General features: G+C 68.9%; 11 protein-coding genes. 7 read left to right on the top strand and 4 right to left on the bottom strand.

Annotated features, from left to right (window positions below; translation table 11 throughout):
- Positions 1-50 precede the first annotated feature (50 nt).
- Both VEA98_RS01230 and VEA98_RS01225 read right to left on the bottom strand, forming a co-directional pair.
- Positions 51-3,425, bottom strand: a complete 3,375-nt coding sequence (locus VEA98_RS01230; protein WP_324810322.1) for a TonB-dependent receptor domain-containing protein — start codon at positions 3,423-3,425, stop codon at positions 51-53.
- Positions 3,426-3,582: 157 nt separating this feature from the next.
- Positions 3,583-4,296: an HAD family hydrolase gene (locus VEA98_RS01225; RefSeq protein WP_324810320.1), complete on the bottom strand. Its 714-nt coding sequence runs from the start codon at positions 4,294-4,296 to the stop codon at positions 3,583-3,585.
- 172 nt (positions 4,297-4,468) lie between these two features.
- Here VEA98_RS01225 and VEA98_RS01220 point away from each other — a divergent pair, with 172 nt between their 5' ends.
- From VEA98_RS01220 to carA, 4 genes are read left to right on the top strand one after another with little or no spacing between them, the layout of a single operon-like run.
- On the top strand, positions 4,469-5,293 hold the full coding sequence (locus VEA98_RS01220; RefSeq protein WP_324810318.1) for a hypothetical protein: 825 nt from the start codon (positions 4,469-4,471) through the stop codon (positions 5,291-5,293).
- A 41-nt stretch (positions 5,294-5,334) separates the two neighbouring features.
- Positions 5,335-6,270 (top strand): aromatic ring-hydroxylating dioxygenase subunit alpha, encoded by a 936-nt coding sequence (locus VEA98_RS01215; protein WP_324810315.1) that lies wholly within the window; start codon positions 5,335-5,337, stop codon positions 6,268-6,270.
- Positions 6,271-6,328: 58 nt separating this feature from the next.
- Complete coding sequence (locus VEA98_RS01210) at positions 6,329-7,669, top strand: amino acid permease (RefSeq protein WP_324810313.1); 1,341 nt, start codon at positions 6,329-6,331, stop codon at positions 7,667-7,669.
- 46 nt (positions 7,670-7,715) lie between these two features.
- On the top strand, positions 7,716-8,876 hold the full coding sequence (gene carA / locus VEA98_RS01205; RefSeq protein ID WP_324810310.1) for a glutamine-hydrolyzing carbamoyl-phosphate synthase small subunit: 1,161 nt from the start codon (positions 7,716-7,718) through the stop codon (positions 8,874-8,876).
- 364 nt (positions 8,877-9,240) lie between these two features.
- Here carA and VEA98_RS01200 read toward each other — a convergent pair whose 3' ends face one another.
- Positions 9,241-10,086: an SIMPL domain-containing protein gene (locus tag VEA98_RS01200; protein ID WP_324810308.1), complete on the bottom strand. Its 846-nt coding sequence runs from the start codon at positions 10,084-10,086 to the stop codon at positions 9,241-9,243.
- Positions 10,087-10,216: 130 nt separating this feature from the next.
- On the opposite strand from VEA98_RS01200, the gene VEA98_RS01195 reads away from it, so the two are divergent.
- Positions 10,217-11,446, top strand: coding sequence for a DUF1624 domain-containing protein (locus VEA98_RS01195; RefSeq protein ID WP_324810306.1), 1,230 nt, complete (start codon positions 10,217-10,219; stop codon positions 11,444-11,446).
- A gap of 63 nt (positions 11,447-11,509) precedes the next feature.
- Here the strand turns inward: VEA98_RS01195 and VEA98_RS01190 are convergent, their stop codons facing one another.
- Entirely contained in the window at positions 11,510-11,788 is a 279-nt protein-coding gene (locus tag VEA98_RS01190) for a hypothetical protein (protein ID WP_324810305.1), read from the bottom strand.
- 212 nt (positions 11,789-12,000) lie between these two features.
- Between VEA98_RS01190 and dnaG the strand changes: the two genes are divergently transcribed.
- The gene (gene dnaG / locus VEA98_RS01185; protein ID WP_324810303.1) at positions 12,001-13,866 is read left to right on the top strand and encodes a DNA primase; all 1,866 of its coding nucleotides are present in this window, start codon (positions 12,001-12,003) and stop codon (positions 13,864-13,866) included.
- Positions 13,867-13,934: 68 nt separating this feature from the next.
- Positions 13,935-15,762, top strand: a 1,828-nt coding sequence (gene rpoD, locus VEA98_RS01180; protein ID WP_324810301.1) for an RNA polymerase sigma factor RpoD, incomplete at its 3' end; no start/stop codon positions are given.

Below are 15,762 nucleotides of genomic sequence, written 5' to 3'. Positions count from 1 at the left end.
AAAAGGGGCGGCCCTTGCGAGCCGCCCCTCCATCGTGATCGTCCGTCGGGTTAGAACGGGCGCCAGTTGAGGCCGACAAAGAAGCGGCGCCCGTAGGGGTCGAAGTTCGAGTAGAGCGTAGTGCCCAGATAGGGCGCCTGCTCCGCGTCGAAGGCGTTGACCACCCCGGCGCGCAGGGACAGGTCGTCCCGCACGTTGTAGCGCACCGTGAAGTCGTGCCGGGTGAAGTCGCCGGTGTCGAGTTCGTTGAACGCCCGCTGATCCGGGTTGGTGACGAAGTCCCGGACCTGCACGATGTCCTGGGCGGTCTGCCAGTCCATCGTCCAGTTGACGCTCCACACGTCGTTCGGCGTCCAGGTCAGCGACGAGGTCAGGCGAACGCGCGGATAGAACAGCGTGCTCGACAGTTCGTCGAAGTCCGAGGGGTCGTCGGCGTTCAGGAACTGTTGTTGCTCGATCAGCCACAGGCCGCCCAGCGAGTAGTCCAGCGTGCCCCAGTTGCGGCCGGTCATCTCCTCGAAGTCGAAGGCGTACCGCGCCGTCACGTCGAGGCCGCGGGTCGACAGCGAGGCGTAGTTGACCGACCCCTCGATGAAGCCGCCGATCGGATCCCCGACAGGGGCCCCGATCCCGAACGGAATGTCCGGGTTGTTGCGGAAGATGGTCGCGCAGGCCGCCGTGTTCAGGCTCGCCCCGCTCACGCAGTTGGCCGCCACGGTCCCCGCCGAAACCGCCGAGATCACCTGGTCGATCTCGATCTCGTAATAATCGAGCACCAGCGAGAAGTCCGGGAGGAAGCGCGGACGCAGCACCGTCGAGAAGGTGAAGCTCTCCGACTCTTCCGGGTTCAGGAACGGGTTGCCGCCGCTGACGCCCGCCACGCCCGACTGGTAGTCGGGGCGGAAGTCGTCGGCGTTGGTCGCCGTGGCGCCGGCGAAGTCGAAGGTCAGACCCTGCTGCTGGGCCAGGGCCGAGCAGTTGGCGATCCGGTTGGCCCGGGTCTCCTCGTCCTGCTGCGCGATCACCAGGGTGGCGCAGGGGTCGACGATGTCGTTCAGGAAGGTCTGGCTGTAGGGCGAGAAATTCTCACCCAGATTCGGCACCCGGACCGAGGTGTTGAAGCTCGACTTGAACGAGATGTCGTGGATCGGGCGATAGACCAGGTTCACGCCGTAGACATCGACCTTGCCCACCGTGCTGTAGTCGGCGAAGCGGTATGAGCCGCTCAGCTCGGCGTATTCCCCGAACCGGCTGTCGCGGAGCAGGGGCAGCGACAACTCGGCGAAGAGTTCCTCGCTGGTGTACTCCGCTTCCGGGAAGTCCGGGCCGCTGTTCAGGAACAGCAGCGGACGGCCGGCGGTGTCGCGGTCGCGGCCGGTGGCCTCGGTCGACTCGCGACGGTACTCCGCGCCAAGGGCCAGGCCGATCGGACCGGCGCCCCAGAAATCCCACAGATTGCCGGAGACCGAGGCGATCGCCTGTTCCTGCTCGTTGCGCTCGGTGATGCCGACCACGGCGTCGACGAAGGCGAGCGCCTCGGCGCTCTGGTTGCCCTTGCCGAAGACGTTGAGCGGAGCGCACTCCTCGATCGAACGGCGGCCGTACTCCGAGTCCCGCAGATCGCCCGGACCGGCCGGTCCCTGGTCGAGCGCGCCCGCGGGCGCGCCTTGGGCGGCCAGCAGTTGCACCCGGCAGACGATCTCGCCCGGCGTGCCGTTGACGACGCCGGCGGTGTCCACGACCGCGTCGGCCGCCATGGCGAAGCGTTGGCTGTCGACGGCCCGCTCACGGTTCTCGACCTCGACCTGGCCGTAGGTGTAGCCAATGTCCCAGGTCACATCGCGGACGAAGCCGACCTGATCGTGCGAACCGCGGACGCCGCCCACGAAGCGCATCAGCTCGCGGGTGTTTTCCTGGCTGCGGTCGGGCCCGAACATGCTGTGGCGGGCGTTCTGCACCAGGATCGGCGCAAGCGGTTGGCCGGGGGTCGTCGCGGTGGGCGCCGTGTACTGCGTCACCATGTTGGTGGCGATCGCGTCCTTCACATTCTGCGGCAGGAAGGCGTTGTCGCTCCAGCGCAGGTCGAAGTTCGCAACATTGTAGATCGGATTGGCGGATCCGGCGCCGTAGGAGTTGACCAGGTCGATGTCGAAGAAGGTCGGTTGCGACACGTCATACGAGTCTTCGGTGATGTATTTGGCTTCACCGTAGACCGAGATGTCCGGCGTCAGCTCGAAGGTCAGGCCGGTCTGGAACCGGGCCGACTCGGAGCTCGGCACGCGCGAGCCGGTGCTGAATTCGGCCGGGTTCTCGCCGTCGCCGCCGATGTTGTAGGGACGGTTGGCGCCGGTGTTGCCGATACGGGTGCCGAAGTTGGCCAGCCGCGCGGAGCCGCCCTCGTACCAGAAGGTCCGGCCCGGCGTCACACCGAAGCAGTTGGCCGCATAGCTGAAGGACGCCGCGTTGGTCGGGTCGAACAGGCACTCCTCATAAGGGACGTCCGGATCATTCAGGGCGCTGGGCTGCTGGACCGTCGCGAGCGTCGTCTGGCCCCAGCGCGGCAGGTCGATGCGGCGGACCCCGGTGAACAGGGTCGCGTCCTGGACGCCATCGAAGCGGGCCGTGGTCGGGTCCGCGTCGGTGCCGATGCGGACCGGAGCATTCCGCAGCCAGTCGATATCCAGCGACGTGACTTCGTCGATCTCTTCGTATTCGCCGTGAACGTAGACGTTCAGCCGGTCGTCCAGAAGATTGGCGCCCCACAGGGCGGAGATGCGTTTGTTGGCCTCGCCGTTCTGGTTGATCATCCCGTAGTTGGCGTCGACCTCCAGACCTTCGAAGTCCTTGCGCAGGACGAAGTTCAGCACACCCGACACGGCATCGGCGCCGTACACCGAGGCGGCGCCGCCGGTGACGATCTCGATGTTCTCGATCAGCAGGCGAGGGATGGTGTCAATGTCGACCGACAGCGATCCGCCGTTCGAGCCGACGTGACGGCGGCCGTCGACCAGCGTCAGGGTCCGGTTGGAGCCGAGGCTGCGCAGGTTCGGCAGCGACAGTCCGGAGTCGCCGAGGCCCGTCCCCGTCGTGTCCGACGGAACGACCGAGTTGGACAGGGCCGGTATGGTGGCGAGGTAGTCGATCACGGTCGACTGCCCGGTGTTCAGCAGCGCCTCCCGCTGAACCTGGATCAGCGGCGTCGGCGCGTTGGTCGGGTCGCGGCGGATGCGCGAGCCGGTGATGACGATTTCGCCCAGCTGGGCGGCTTCGGGCTCCGCCGGGTCAGTGACCTGGTTGAGAGGCGCGTTCTGGACGGAGTCGGCGTCGGTGGCTGTAGGCGGCGTCTGCGCAAAGGCAGGCGCGGAGAACGCGATTGCGCCCGCCAGAACGGTGCTGGCGAGCAGTTGGTTACGCTTTGCAGTCATTAAAAATGTCTCGATGGTGAGAGGAACCGGAAGCCTGCCTCCCCCAAGCCAGACGGCTGACACAAACCCACCACAGATAAGTCCGGTCAAGACTGCTTCCGGACATTAGCGAAATATTTCCACGTTACTTGGATAACGCGGTAATCGGCAGATCGTGCTATCTGCGTTCTTCAAACGCCCGTCGCCGTTCTTCTATCCACGCTGGCAGGAAGCTGATCGAGGCCAGCGCCGCGTAGCGCGGGTGCCCCTCGGGCGCCTCGGCCAGTTCGTGCGCCCAGGCGACGGGGTAGGGAATGTGAACGGCGAAGGCGCCGGAGTCCAACGCCGGGAGCACGTCCGACTTCATCGAATTGCCGGCCATTACGGCCTCGGCGGGCCCGGTGCCGTGGCGCGCAAAGACACGCTCGTAAGTCTGCCGGTCCTTCTCGGAGACGATCTCGATCGCTGCGAACAGATCCCCGAGACCGGAGGCGGCCAGCTTGCGCTCCTGGTCGAGCAGGTCGCCCTTGGTGATCAGCACCAGACGGTAGCGTTCCGACAGTTGCGCCAGAGCTTCGTCGACTCCGGGCAGGGTCTCGACCGGATGCGCCAGCATCTCGCGGCCGGCGGCGAGGATTTCCCGGATGGCGCCGGCCGGCGGTTCGCCGTCGCACATCTCCATGGCGGTTTCGATCATCGACAGGGTGAATCCCTTCACCCCGTAGCCGTAGAGCCGGAGATTGCGGCGCTCGACCTCGGCCAGACGCGTCTGCACCGCGTCGGTGTCATGCTCCGACAGCAGGTCCAGGAAGCGCGACTGGGTGAGGCGGAAGATCGTCTCGTTGTGCCAGAGCGTGTCGTCGGCATCGAGGCCGACCGTGGTGATGGTCATGGCGTCTCCTGACGCGCGGCTGCGATCCGGTCAACGGCGCCGCGCGCCGTGTCCCGCATCGGGAAACGCCATGGTCAACGGCGTTTGACCACGTTCGTCAGCGATGTGTTTTCACCTTGGAGCGCCTTCTTGCATGCGGGGGGCCTTTTTCAGACCGGCTGGAGACACGGTCATGAGGAACGAGCCAGGCTACCCGACCACTTTGACGGCCGGGCCGGACCCTGATCCGCGGGACGACGGATGGTCGGAAGCGATCGCCCGGATCGGCGAGAGGCGGTCGTACGCCGCACCCTACGAGAGCCTGACCTTCACCCTGCTGACCCGCGCCCGGCGGGAGCTGATCGTCACGCTGGCGGCGCAACCTGTGTTCGACCTTGGCCGCTCGGCGCCGGTCGCGCGGCGGATCCGCCGCAGTGTCCGCCATCGCGGCGGCGAGAGCGCTCTCGTCGGTCTGGGGCGGCGCACGCTCGAGCCCGCGGACCTGATCAGCATCGACACCCAGACCCTGAGGAACGGCCTCGACCTGTTGCGGCTGGGCGCGGACGACAGCGGAGTCCTGCCGGCGTTCTGGCGGACGGTGGCGTCGAGCGGCGGCCGGTTCGACCTGCTGTGCGCCGAGATGCAGCACGAATCGGCGCCCGGGACCCTGCTGGTCGAAGTCATGGGCGGGCTGGAACAGGCGCCGCCGGAGGCCATCCAGGAAGCCATCCAGCATTTCGAGACCGGGTCGCTCGGCGCGATCCTGCATATTGCGCCGGACGTCGGCGCCGCGCTGCGGCTGTCGCAGGTGAAGGCCCAGTGCCTGGCCATCGACTTCGCCGGCGTCGAGCACGAGAGCGCTCGCGACTGGCAGGGAGCGGTCCAGCTGATCGGTGCGGCGCGGCGGGCCTGTCCGCAGGTCATGCTGCTGAACCTCCGGCCCGACCGGGGGCTGGCCGCCCACGCGGCCGGCGCCACCCACGCCGTGTTCGCGGGCATGGACGCAGTCGTCGTCTGAGGACGGTTGACGGCGCCGTCCGGGGCGGGCCTTGATCGATCATGCAGGCCACGCTTCCCGCCCGGTTCTACGGTTGTCCCGACGCCTGGGCGCGGGAGCGGGCGGCGGTGTTCGGCCGATCCTGGCTGTTCCTTGGCCACGAGGCGGAGGCCGCGGGGCCGGGCGACTGGATCGCCGCCGACGTGGCCGGGCATCGGCTGCTGGTGCTGCGCGGGAAGGACGGGGCGCTGCGGGCCTTCCACAATGTGTGCCGTCATCGGGCCGGGCCGTTGGTCGAAGGGGCGAGCGGCCGCTGCGAAGGCGAGCTGGTCTGCGCCTACCATGGCTGGCGCTATGCGCTGGATGGGCGGCTGCGGACGGCGACCGGGTTCGGGACGGCGGAGGGGTTCGATCCACGCGCGTTCGGGTTGCTGGGCGTCAGGTTGGACACCTGGCGCGGGCTGGTCTTCGCCACCCTCGACCCGGAAGCGGCGGCGCTCGACGACCACGTCGCGCCGCTGGAGGCGCTGCTGACCGAGCGAGGGCTGAGTATCGCCGCGCCGGCGCTTCGACGCAGCCACCATCTGGCCTGCGACTGGAAGGTCTATGCCGAGAACTACCTGGAGGGCTACCATATCGGGTCGGTGCATCCGGTGCTGGCCGGGGAGCTGGGGTCGGCCGAATACCGGGTGCGGTTCGAGGGCGATCTGGTGGTGCAGGAGGCGGCAGGGGTGAACGACGGTCCGCAGGCGGGGGTGTGGGGCTGGCTGTGGCCCAACCTCGGAATCAACGTCTACCGCGACGGCGCCATGGTGGAGCGCATGACGCCCATTGGGCCGGGGCGGACACGGCTGGACTATCTGTTCCTGAACGACGGCGGGGCCGGGGCGGCGGGAGAGGCGCTGGAGGCGTCGGACCGGCTGACCGCCGAGGACGCCCGCATCTGCGAGGCCGTGCAGGCCAACCTGTCGGCGGGGCGTATGATACGGGGGTGCTGAGCCCCCGCCACGAGGCCGCGGTGGCCTGGTTCCAGTCCCGTCTCGCCGAGGTTCACGCATGAGCGCCGCGCCCCATTCCATTCCGCTGGCCGAGGAGCCCCTGTCGGACCGCCACAAGCTGGGCTGGGGGCTGGCGGCCCTGGTCGTGGCCGGCAACATGATCGGTTCGGGCGTCTATCTGCTCCCCGTGAGTCTGGCGACGGTGGGCAGCTCCAGCCTGATCGGCTGGCTGGTCGCGGGAGCGGGAGCGGTGACGCTGGCGCTGGTGTTCGGGGCGCTGGGGCGGCTGCAGCCCGACGCCGACGGCCTGCCGGGCTTTGCGGAGCGGGGGCTGGGGCGGTTCTTCGGCTTCCAGACCTCACTGGCCTTCTGGACCGCCTGCCTCGTCGGCAATGTCGCCATCGCCGTGGCCGCCACGGGCTACCTCGGCTTCTTCTGGCCGGTGCTGAGGGACCCGATCGCCGCGACCTTCTGCAACCTGGGCATCATCTGGCTGGCGACGATCGCCTACATCATCGGCGCGAGGACGGCCTCGGGGCTCGCGGCTGTGGCCCTGGCCATCGGCGTGGCGCCGATCGTGGTGGCGGTGGCGGCCGGGATCATCGCCTTCGACCCGGAGGTCTTCGAGGCGTCGTGGAGCCCGTCCGGGAAGACGCTGGTCCAGAGCGTGCCGGCTTCGCTGGCGGTGATCTTCTGGGCCTTCCTCGGGGTGGAGAGCGCGGCGGCCCTGTCGGTCAGGGTCAAGCATCCGGCCCGCGACGTGGGGCGGGCCTCGGTGGCCGGGGTGCTGCTGGCCACCGTCGTCTACGTCGCCGCGACCGTGGCGGTGTTCGGGGTCATTCCGGCCGGCGTGCTGGCCAGTTCGACGAGCCCCTACGCCGATCTGGCCGGGCGGGTGTTCGGAGCCTCGATCGCCGGGGTTGTGGCGGTCTGCGCGGTGATCAAGACGGTAGGCACGGTCGGCGGCTGGGTCATGCTGGGCGGCGAGACGGCGCGGTCCGCGGCGCGTCAGGGCTATCTGCCGTCCGGCTTCGGGGCCGGCGAGCATACGCCGATCGCCAATCCGTTGCTGGGCGCCGCGATCATGAGCGTGGTGACGGTGGTGGTGTCGGGCCAGCCGACGCTGGGCGACCAGTTCGGCGTGCTGGCGGGCGCGACCTCGGTGCTGTCGCTGGTCGTCTACGCCATCTGCTCGGCCTCGCTGTTCCGGCTGGCGAGGCGGACGCAGGCGCGGAGCATCGCCGTGGCCGGCTTTCTGTTCGCCTGCGCCGCCGTCGGCTTCGCGGGGCTGGAGTACGTCTGGCCGGCGGCGGCCTTCTTCGTCCTCACCACCGCCGCCTGGCTGGTGTTTCTGAGAAAGTCCGGACCGCGCGTTGACCCCGTGGCGGGCGACGCCTAACCACCGCGCCGTTTGCTCGCCCGGATTCGGTGCTACGGAGCCTGCCATGACCACGAAGCTTCTTCCCGGCGTCACCGGCGTGCTCGCGCTCGCCGACGGAACCATCCTGCAGGGCCTCGGCTGCGGCGCGACCGGCACGGCCCTCGGCGAGGTCGTCTTCAACACGGCCATGACGGGGTATCAGGAGATCCTGACCGACCCGTCCTACATGAGCCAGATCCTGGCCTTCACCTTCCCGCATGTCGGCAACACCGGGGTGAATGTCGAGGACGTGGAGCAGATCGGCGGCGGTTCGGACACCTCGGCGCGGGGCGCGATCTTCCGCGACATGCCGACGGACCCGGCCAACTACCGCTCGGAGAGCGACTTCGACGGCTGGATGAAGCGGCGCGGGGTGGTCGGGCTGGCCGGGGTCGACACCCGCCAGCTGACGGCGCGCATCCGCGACGCGGGGGCGCCGCATGCGGTCATCGCCCATGACCCGGAAGGGCGATTCGACCTCGAGGCCCTGGTGGCGGAGGCCCGGGCGTGGAGCGGGCTGGTCGGGCTCGATCTGGCCAAGGACGCCTCGACGCTGCAGTCGTTCGACTGGGACGAGGGGCTGTGGGACTGGCCGGAAGGCCATCCGAGGGTCGATGCGACGGACAAGTCGGTGGTCGTCGTCGACTACGGCGTGAAGCGCAACATCCTGCGGGCGCTGGCCTCGACGGGCGCGAAGATCACCGTGGTGCCGGCCGATACGACCGCCGAGGCCATTCTGGCGCGCAATCCTGACGGGGTGGTGCTGTCGAACGGACCGGGCGATCCGGCGGCCACGGGCGAATACGCCGTGCCGGAAATCCGCAAGCTGGTCGACAGCGGCAAGCCCCTGTTCGGCATCTGCCTGGGGCACCAGATGCTGGCGCTGGCGCTGGGCGCGAAGACCGTCAAGATGGATCAGGGCCACCACGGGGCCAATCACCCGGTCAAGGATCTGACCACCGGCAAGGTCGAGATCGTGTCGATGAACCACGGCTTCACCGTGGACCGCGACAGCCTGCCCGACGCGGTGGTCGAGACCCACGTCAGCCTGTTCGACGGCACCAACTGCGGCATCGCCCTGAAGGACCGGCCGGTGTTCAGTGTGCAGCACCACCCGGAGGCGTCCCCGGGGCCGACGGACAGCCTCTATCTGTTCCAGCGCTTTGCGGATTCGATGAAGGGCTGAGGCACCTCGAACCGGACTCTTCGGAGAGAAAAATACAGTCCGAAGCGTCCGAAGCGTCCGAAGCGTCCGTAGCGTCCGTAGCGTCCGTAGCGTCCGTAGAGTTCGTAGCGTCCGTAGCGTCCGTTTTGTTTGCGACGCATCCCGGCCGAGGCGGGCGGTTTCAGTTTTCAAAGACCCGCCTGCCGGACAGGCAGACACGGGCATTATGGACCCGTCCGCCCCCAGGGCGGGAAGATTGACCCGAGAAAAGGCCATGCCTCTGATCCAAGGCGGTAATTTCCGCTGAACCCGCGCATAATTCCCCGGATTGCAAGCACAGCGTCACGTCGGCTGAGCCGCCCGGCCGACTACCATGAGCGCCGGCCTAGTCTTCGAAGCCGAAGCGCACGGCCACGCTGACGAGGGCGTTTTCGGCGTTGTGGGAGCGCATCAGGACGCTGACGTAGCGGACCGGGCCGAGGCGGCGGCCGGCGGCTTCGGCGATGGCCTCGGCCTGGGCGCGGGCCTTGCGGACGCCGTCGGCGGTGGCCTGGCTCCACACGGCCTCGCCGGGGTCACGGGTCGGGTCCAGACCCAGCATGGAGATGAAGGGCGCCATGGCGCCGAGGTTCAGTCCGTTCAGGCTGTCGTCGAGATCGGTGACGCCGGCCTCGACCAGGGCGTCGACGAAGTCGGGCAGGCGGGACTCGTTCGGGCGGTCCAGCTTGACCTGGACGGAGGCGGTGACAGTGCGGGCGTCAGCCGGGGCGGTCGTCGGCTCGGCGACCGGAGCGACGAGCTCCACAGCAGCGGCCGCTTCATCGCTCCAGTCCATGGCGGCCGGGGCCATCGCCGCATCCCCGGACAGCCACGAGGGGGTTTCCTCGATGGCGTAGTTGGTGGCCCCGACCTCGATGGCCACGTCGAAACGGTTGGCGACGGAGCGGACCCGGTCCAGCTGGGTGTTGCGGTCGGCGACCGCCTCGACCGCGGTCGTGCCCGTGCCCTTGATGGTGACCGTCATCGGCGTCGAGGCGGCGGCGGGCAGCGGCGCCTCGCCCTGGGCGGTGACGAACAGGCCTGGTCCGCCGGTCATCGATTCAGCCATGCTCTGGCCGAACTGGTCCACGGCGGCGGCGACGGGTCCGACGATGTCCTGGGCCGCGGCCGGAACGGCGGAGGTGACGATGGCGAGCGCGGCGGCGGCCACGGCTGCGGTGAGACGGTTCATGGTGCTTTCCCCCCAGAGATGCGGGCGAAGACAACCACAGGAGCTCAGCCGTGGCTAGGCCGCCCGGCCCAGACGCGGCCTCTGGCGCGCGGCCGCCAACCGGCCCTAAGCTCGACGGCGGAGGGACGCCATGACTGCACAGCCTGTCGAGGCCGCACACGATGCACCGCTGGCGTCCCCGGCCGCCGCAGCCTCTGGCGTGACCCGATCGGGCGCCGCCCGCATCGAGGGAATCGACGCCCTGCGCGGGCTGGTCATCGTGCTTATGGTGCTGGACCACGTGCGCGACTTCTTCCACCGCACCGCCTTTACGGCCGATCCGCTTGCGCTTGGAGAGGCCGGCGATCCGGCGCTGTTCATGACCCGCTGGGCGACCCACCTCTGCGCCCCGACGTTCGTGCTGCTGGCCGGCGTGTCGGTCTGGCTGCAGCAGGCCAACGGCAAGACCCGGCCGGACCTGATGCGGTTCCTGCTGACCCGGGGCGCCTGGCTGATCGTGCTGGAGCTGACGCTGGTCCAGTGGGGCTTCAACTTCGGCCTGGGGTTCTTCCTGCAGGTGATCTGGGCGATCGGGGCGTCGATGCTGGTGCTGGCGGCGCTGATCTGGCTGCCGAGGGCGGCGGTCCTGGCGCTGGGGGTGCTGATCGTCGTCGGCCATCAGGCGCTGGCGCCGGTCGATCCGCCCGATCTCGGGACCGCCGCGCCGCTGTGGAGTCTGTCGATGGAGTTCGGGCCGGCTCCGTTCGGGGCGTTCGTGGCCTATCCGTTCGCGCCCTGGCTGGGGATCATGCTGACGGGCTACGGCCTCGGCGGCCTGTTCACCCTGGGCGGCCCCGCGCGCACCCGAGCCGTGCTGCTGCTGGCGGGAGGCCTGGTGGCGGCGTTCGCCGTGCTTCGCGCCGTCAACGGGTACGGCGATCCGCGGCCATGGGAGGCGCAGTCGGAGAGCCTGTGGACCGGCCTGTCCTTCATCAACGTGGCCAAGTACCCGCCATCGCTGGACTATGTGCTGGTGACGCTGGGCGTCTCCCTGGCGCTGCTGCCGGTGCTGGAGCGGCTGTGGCGGCCGGCCCGGGGCGTTCTGCTGACCTTCGGGCGGACGCCGCTGTTCACCTATGTGCTGCACGTCTGGCTGGCCCACGCCCTGGCTCTGCTCGTGGGCGTCGCGATGGGAGTCCCCGCATCCGCCTTCTTCAACATGCTGGGCGATCCGGGCCGGCTGCTGGCCGCCGGATGGGGGTTCGGCCTGGCCGGGGTCTACGGTTTCTGGCTGCTGACCGTCGTGCTGCTGTATCCGCTGTCGCGCTGGTTCGAGGGCGTCAAGCGCCGCCGCTGCGACTGGTGGCTGGGGTACCTTTAAGCGAGGCGCTATCGCTCGCGACGCGGTCGCTCGCTGCTTGAGCGCACGTCCAGGTCCTGGCTGTCAGGGCAGCGCCGCGAAGCTCTTTTCCTCGCGCAGGGCGCTGGCCTTGCGGACGGCGACGGGGGCGGCGTGCAGCCAGTAGTCCGCGTCCTCCATACGGTTGCTGCGGCGGCGCTCGAGACCGCGCCGGCGGCGCAGGGCCGCGTTCTCGAGCAGACGGGCGTGCAGGGCGCGGGGGGGCAGTTCGGCGATGGCGGGGGAGCCGGGGACGGCGACGGCGTCGGGGCCTTGGGGCTCCACCGCCGGGCGGGCGATGGCGATGAACATGGCGGCTTTCACTCTCGGGGCGGCTCCGCGATCTTCGCCGGGAGGCCGCCGGGGTCCGTCGTCTTCTGCGACGGGCGGCATGGTTAATCCACAGGCCTGTGGATCGTTCCGAATTGCTCACAAAAATATGCGTTGAATCAGGCAGTTATGGCCGCCGTTTCGCCTTTGTGGTTAATGAAAGGTAAATGGCGGCGCCGGCGCGAGTCGCGCGCTATAAGACGACCGTGCGCTTCGACGACCGCTTCCTTGAAGAACTGAAGGCCCGCCTTCGCCCGTCCGATATCATCGGGCGGACGGTGAAACTCAAGCGTCAGGGCCGGGAATATGTCGGCCTGTCGCCCTTCACCAAGGAGAAGTCGCCGTCGTTCTTCGTCAATGACGACAAGGGCTTCTTCCACGACTTCTCGTCCGGCAAGCACGGCGACGTCATCTCCTTTCTGCAGGAGACGGAGCGGCTGAGCTTCGTCGAGGCGGTGCAGCGGCTGGCGGGGGAGGCGGGCATGGCCCTGCCGGCCGAGGACCCGCAGGCGGCCGAGCGCGAGGCGAAGAAGCAGGGCCTGACGGACTGGATGGACCTGGCCCAGAAATGGTTCGCGGCCAATCTTCGGCGTTCGCCGGGCAAGGCGGCGCGGGAATATCTGGAGAAGCGGGGCCTGCCGGAGGACCAGTGGGAGCGGTTCGGGCTGGGCTATGCGCCGAACGACCGCGAGGGGCTGAAGGCGGCGCTGGTGCAGCGCGGCGCCAAGCCGGGCGACCTGGTCGAGGCGGGCATGCTGATCGCGCCGGAAGGCGGCGGGACTCCGTACGACCGGTTCCGCGACCGCCTGATGTTCCCGATCCTCGACGCGCGGGGCCGGATCGTCAGCTTCGGCGGGCGGGCGATGAACCCCGACGACCGGGCCAAATACCTGAACGGGCCGGAGAGCCCGCTCTTCCACAAGGGCGCGACCCTGTACGGCCTGCCCGAGGCGCGGCGCATCCTCGGGGCCGAGAGCCGGGACAGCCAGGCCATCGTGGTGGTCGAGGGCTATATGGATGTGATCGCCTGCCAACGGGCGGGGATCCCGGCGGTGGCGCCGATGGGCACGGCTCTGACCGAGGAGCAGATGGAGCGGCTGTGGCGGGTGTCGTCCGAGCCGGTGCTGTGTTTCGACGGCGACGCCGCGGGGCGGCGGGCGGCGTACCGGGCGATTGACCGGGCGTTGCCGCAGTTGAAGTCCGGTCGGTCGTTCCGCTTCGCCCTGCTGGAGGCGGGGCAGGACCCGGACGACATCCTGCGCGACCGCGGGGCGCCGGCGCTGCGCCAGGCCCTGTCGGCGACGCGGACCTTCGCCGAGGTGCTGTTCCAGAAGGAGGCCGAGGCCGAACCGCTGGATACGCCGGAGCGGCGGGCGGGGCTGAAGGGACGGCTGAGGCAGGCGGCGTCGGCGGTGCAGGACAAGGATCTGGCGGAGCAGTACCGGCGCGAGCTGTTCGACCGCTTTGACGCGATGTTCCCGGCGCGGCGGGCCCCGCCCGGGGCGCCTGCGACGGGTCCTGGCGGCCGCTGGCGGCCAGGCCCGCCGCCGAAGCTGGGGCAGACCGCCGAGGGGGCGCAGGCGATGCAGTCGCTGTCGCGCTCCATCGAGCCGGTGGCGGCGGCGCTGGCCCATGGCGCCGTCGACGATCCGGAAAGAATGGACGATCACCTCGAGGCGATCGCCCGGCACGGCTTCGGCGATCCGGCCCTCGACGGCCTGGCGCAGGAGATGGTGAGGCTCAGGTTCTCGGGCCAAGACCTTGACTCAGCCGCCCTGCGTCGCCATCTGGCGCAATCGGGTCATGGCGTCTTGATGCACGAGGTCGAGAAGGCGGCGGCAAAGTCCGGCGCGCCTTTCCTGGCCGCAGACAAGCCCCTCGGCGAAGCGCGGATCCGATGGTCGCAGGCGTTCGACGCGCTCACCCGCGTGGCGGCGCTGGAGGATGCCCTGACTTCGGCGCGTGGCGTGCCGGGGCAGGACGAGGCGTTTCGCCGGCTCAAGGCCGAGCGTGACGTCCTGCGTCGCGCGATCAAAACCGGCGAAATATGGGAAGACAGCGCGGGCTCGTAACAAACGACTTCGCCACACGTTGTATTGGCGGACGGCCTGATCAGCCTTCCGCCCGGAGAGAGAACTGAATGAGTGCGCAGACCGAGACGCAGGAAGCCGAAGCCCAGAGCGACGGCCCGCTGCTCGACCTCACCGACGCCGGCGTCAAGAAATTCATCAAGCAGGCGAAGGCGCGCGGCTATGTGACGATGGAGGACCTGAACAAGGTCCTGCCGTCCGAAGAGGTGACGCCGGACGCCATCGAGGACACGCTGGCGATGCTGTCCGAGATGGGCGTCAACGTCGTCGAGGCCGAAGAGGACGCCGAGCCGAAGGAAGGCGAGGGCGGGGAAGTCGCCGCCGCCGCCGAGACCTCGGTCGCCGAGACGCCGGCCAAGGCCGCCTATGACCGCACCGACGACCCGGTGCGGATGTATCTGCGCGAGATGGGGTCGGTCGAGCTGCTCAGCCGCGAGGGCGAAATCGCCATCGCCAAGCGCATCGAGGCCGGCCGGGACGCGATGATCTCGGGCCTGTGCGAGAGCGCGCTGACCTTCGAGGCCATCATGGTGTGGCGCGACGAGCTGGCCAACAATCGCATCCTGCTGCGCGAGGTCATCGACCTGGACGCCACCTACGGCGTGCTGAACCCGTCGTCCCTGCCGCACAACCAGCCGCCGCAGCCGATCCCGGGCTCGCCCGAGGCCAAGGAGGCCGCGGTCTCCGAGGAAGGCGCGGGCGAGAAGTCCGAGGACGACGAGGAGGACGAAGACTTCGACGACGGCGGCGGCATGTCGATCTCGGCGCTGGAAGCCGAGCTGCGCGACGGCGTCATGGAGGTGCTGGACGCCATCGCCGGCGACTTCGGGGCGTTCCGCAAGCTGCAGGACAAGCTGGTCGAGGCGCGGCTGAAGGGCGAGACCCTCAACGCCAAGGACCAGAAGGCCTATGACACGCTGACGGCGGACATCTCCGGCCGCCTGAAGACGATGAAGTTGAACAACAACCGCATCGAGGCGCTGGTCGAGCAGCTCTATGCGATCAACAAGCGGCTGATGGGGCTGGAAGGCCGGCTGCTGCGCCTCGCCGACAGCTACGGCATCTCGCGCCCCGAATTCCTCAAGGCCTATTTCGGCGCCGAGCTGGACCCGACCTGGGCCGACCGGATCAAGGCCATGGGCGTGCGCTGGACCAAGTTCAGCGAGAACGAGGCGGCCCAGATCGCCCAGATCCGCGGCGACGTGGCGGCCGTGGCCACCGAGGCCGGCCTGCCGATCGACGACTACCGCCGCATCGTCCAGACGGTGCAGAAGGGCGAGCGCGAGGCGCGTCAGGCCAAGAAGGAGATGGTCGAGGCCAACCTGCGCCTCGTGATCTCGATCGCCAAGAAATACACCAACCGCGGCCTGCAGTTCCTGGACCTGATCCAGGAAGGCAACATCGGCTTGATGAAGGCGGTCGACAAGTTCGAGTATCGCCGCGGCTACAAGTTCTCGACCTACGCCACCTGGTGGATCCGCCAGGCCATCACCCGCTCGATCGCCGACCAGGCGCGGACCATCCGCATCCCGGTGCACATGATCGAAACGATCAACAAGATCGTCCGCACCTCCCGCCAGATGCTGCACGAGATCGGCCGCGAGCCGACGCCGGAGGAACTGGCCGAAAAGCTGGCCATGCCGCTGGAAAAGGTGCGCAAGGTGCTGAAGATCGCCAAGGAGCCGATCTCCCTCGAAACGCCCATTGGCGACGAGGAGGATTCGCACCTAGGCGACTTCATCGAGGACAAGAACGCCGTCCTGCCCATCGACGCGGCCATCCAGTCGAATCTGCGCGAAACCACCACCCGGGTGCTGGCGTCCCTGACGCCGCGCGAGGAGCGGGTGCTGCGCATGCGCTTCGGCATTGGCATGAACA

This window comes from Brevundimonas sp. (genome assembly GCF_035627055.1).
Taxonomy (GTDB): Bacteria; Pseudomonadota; Alphaproteobacteria; order Caulobacterales; family Caulobacteraceae; genus Brevundimonas.
The sequence above is the reverse complement of the archived record's forward strand: the minus strand, read 5'-3'. Positions and strand labels throughout refer to the sequence as shown.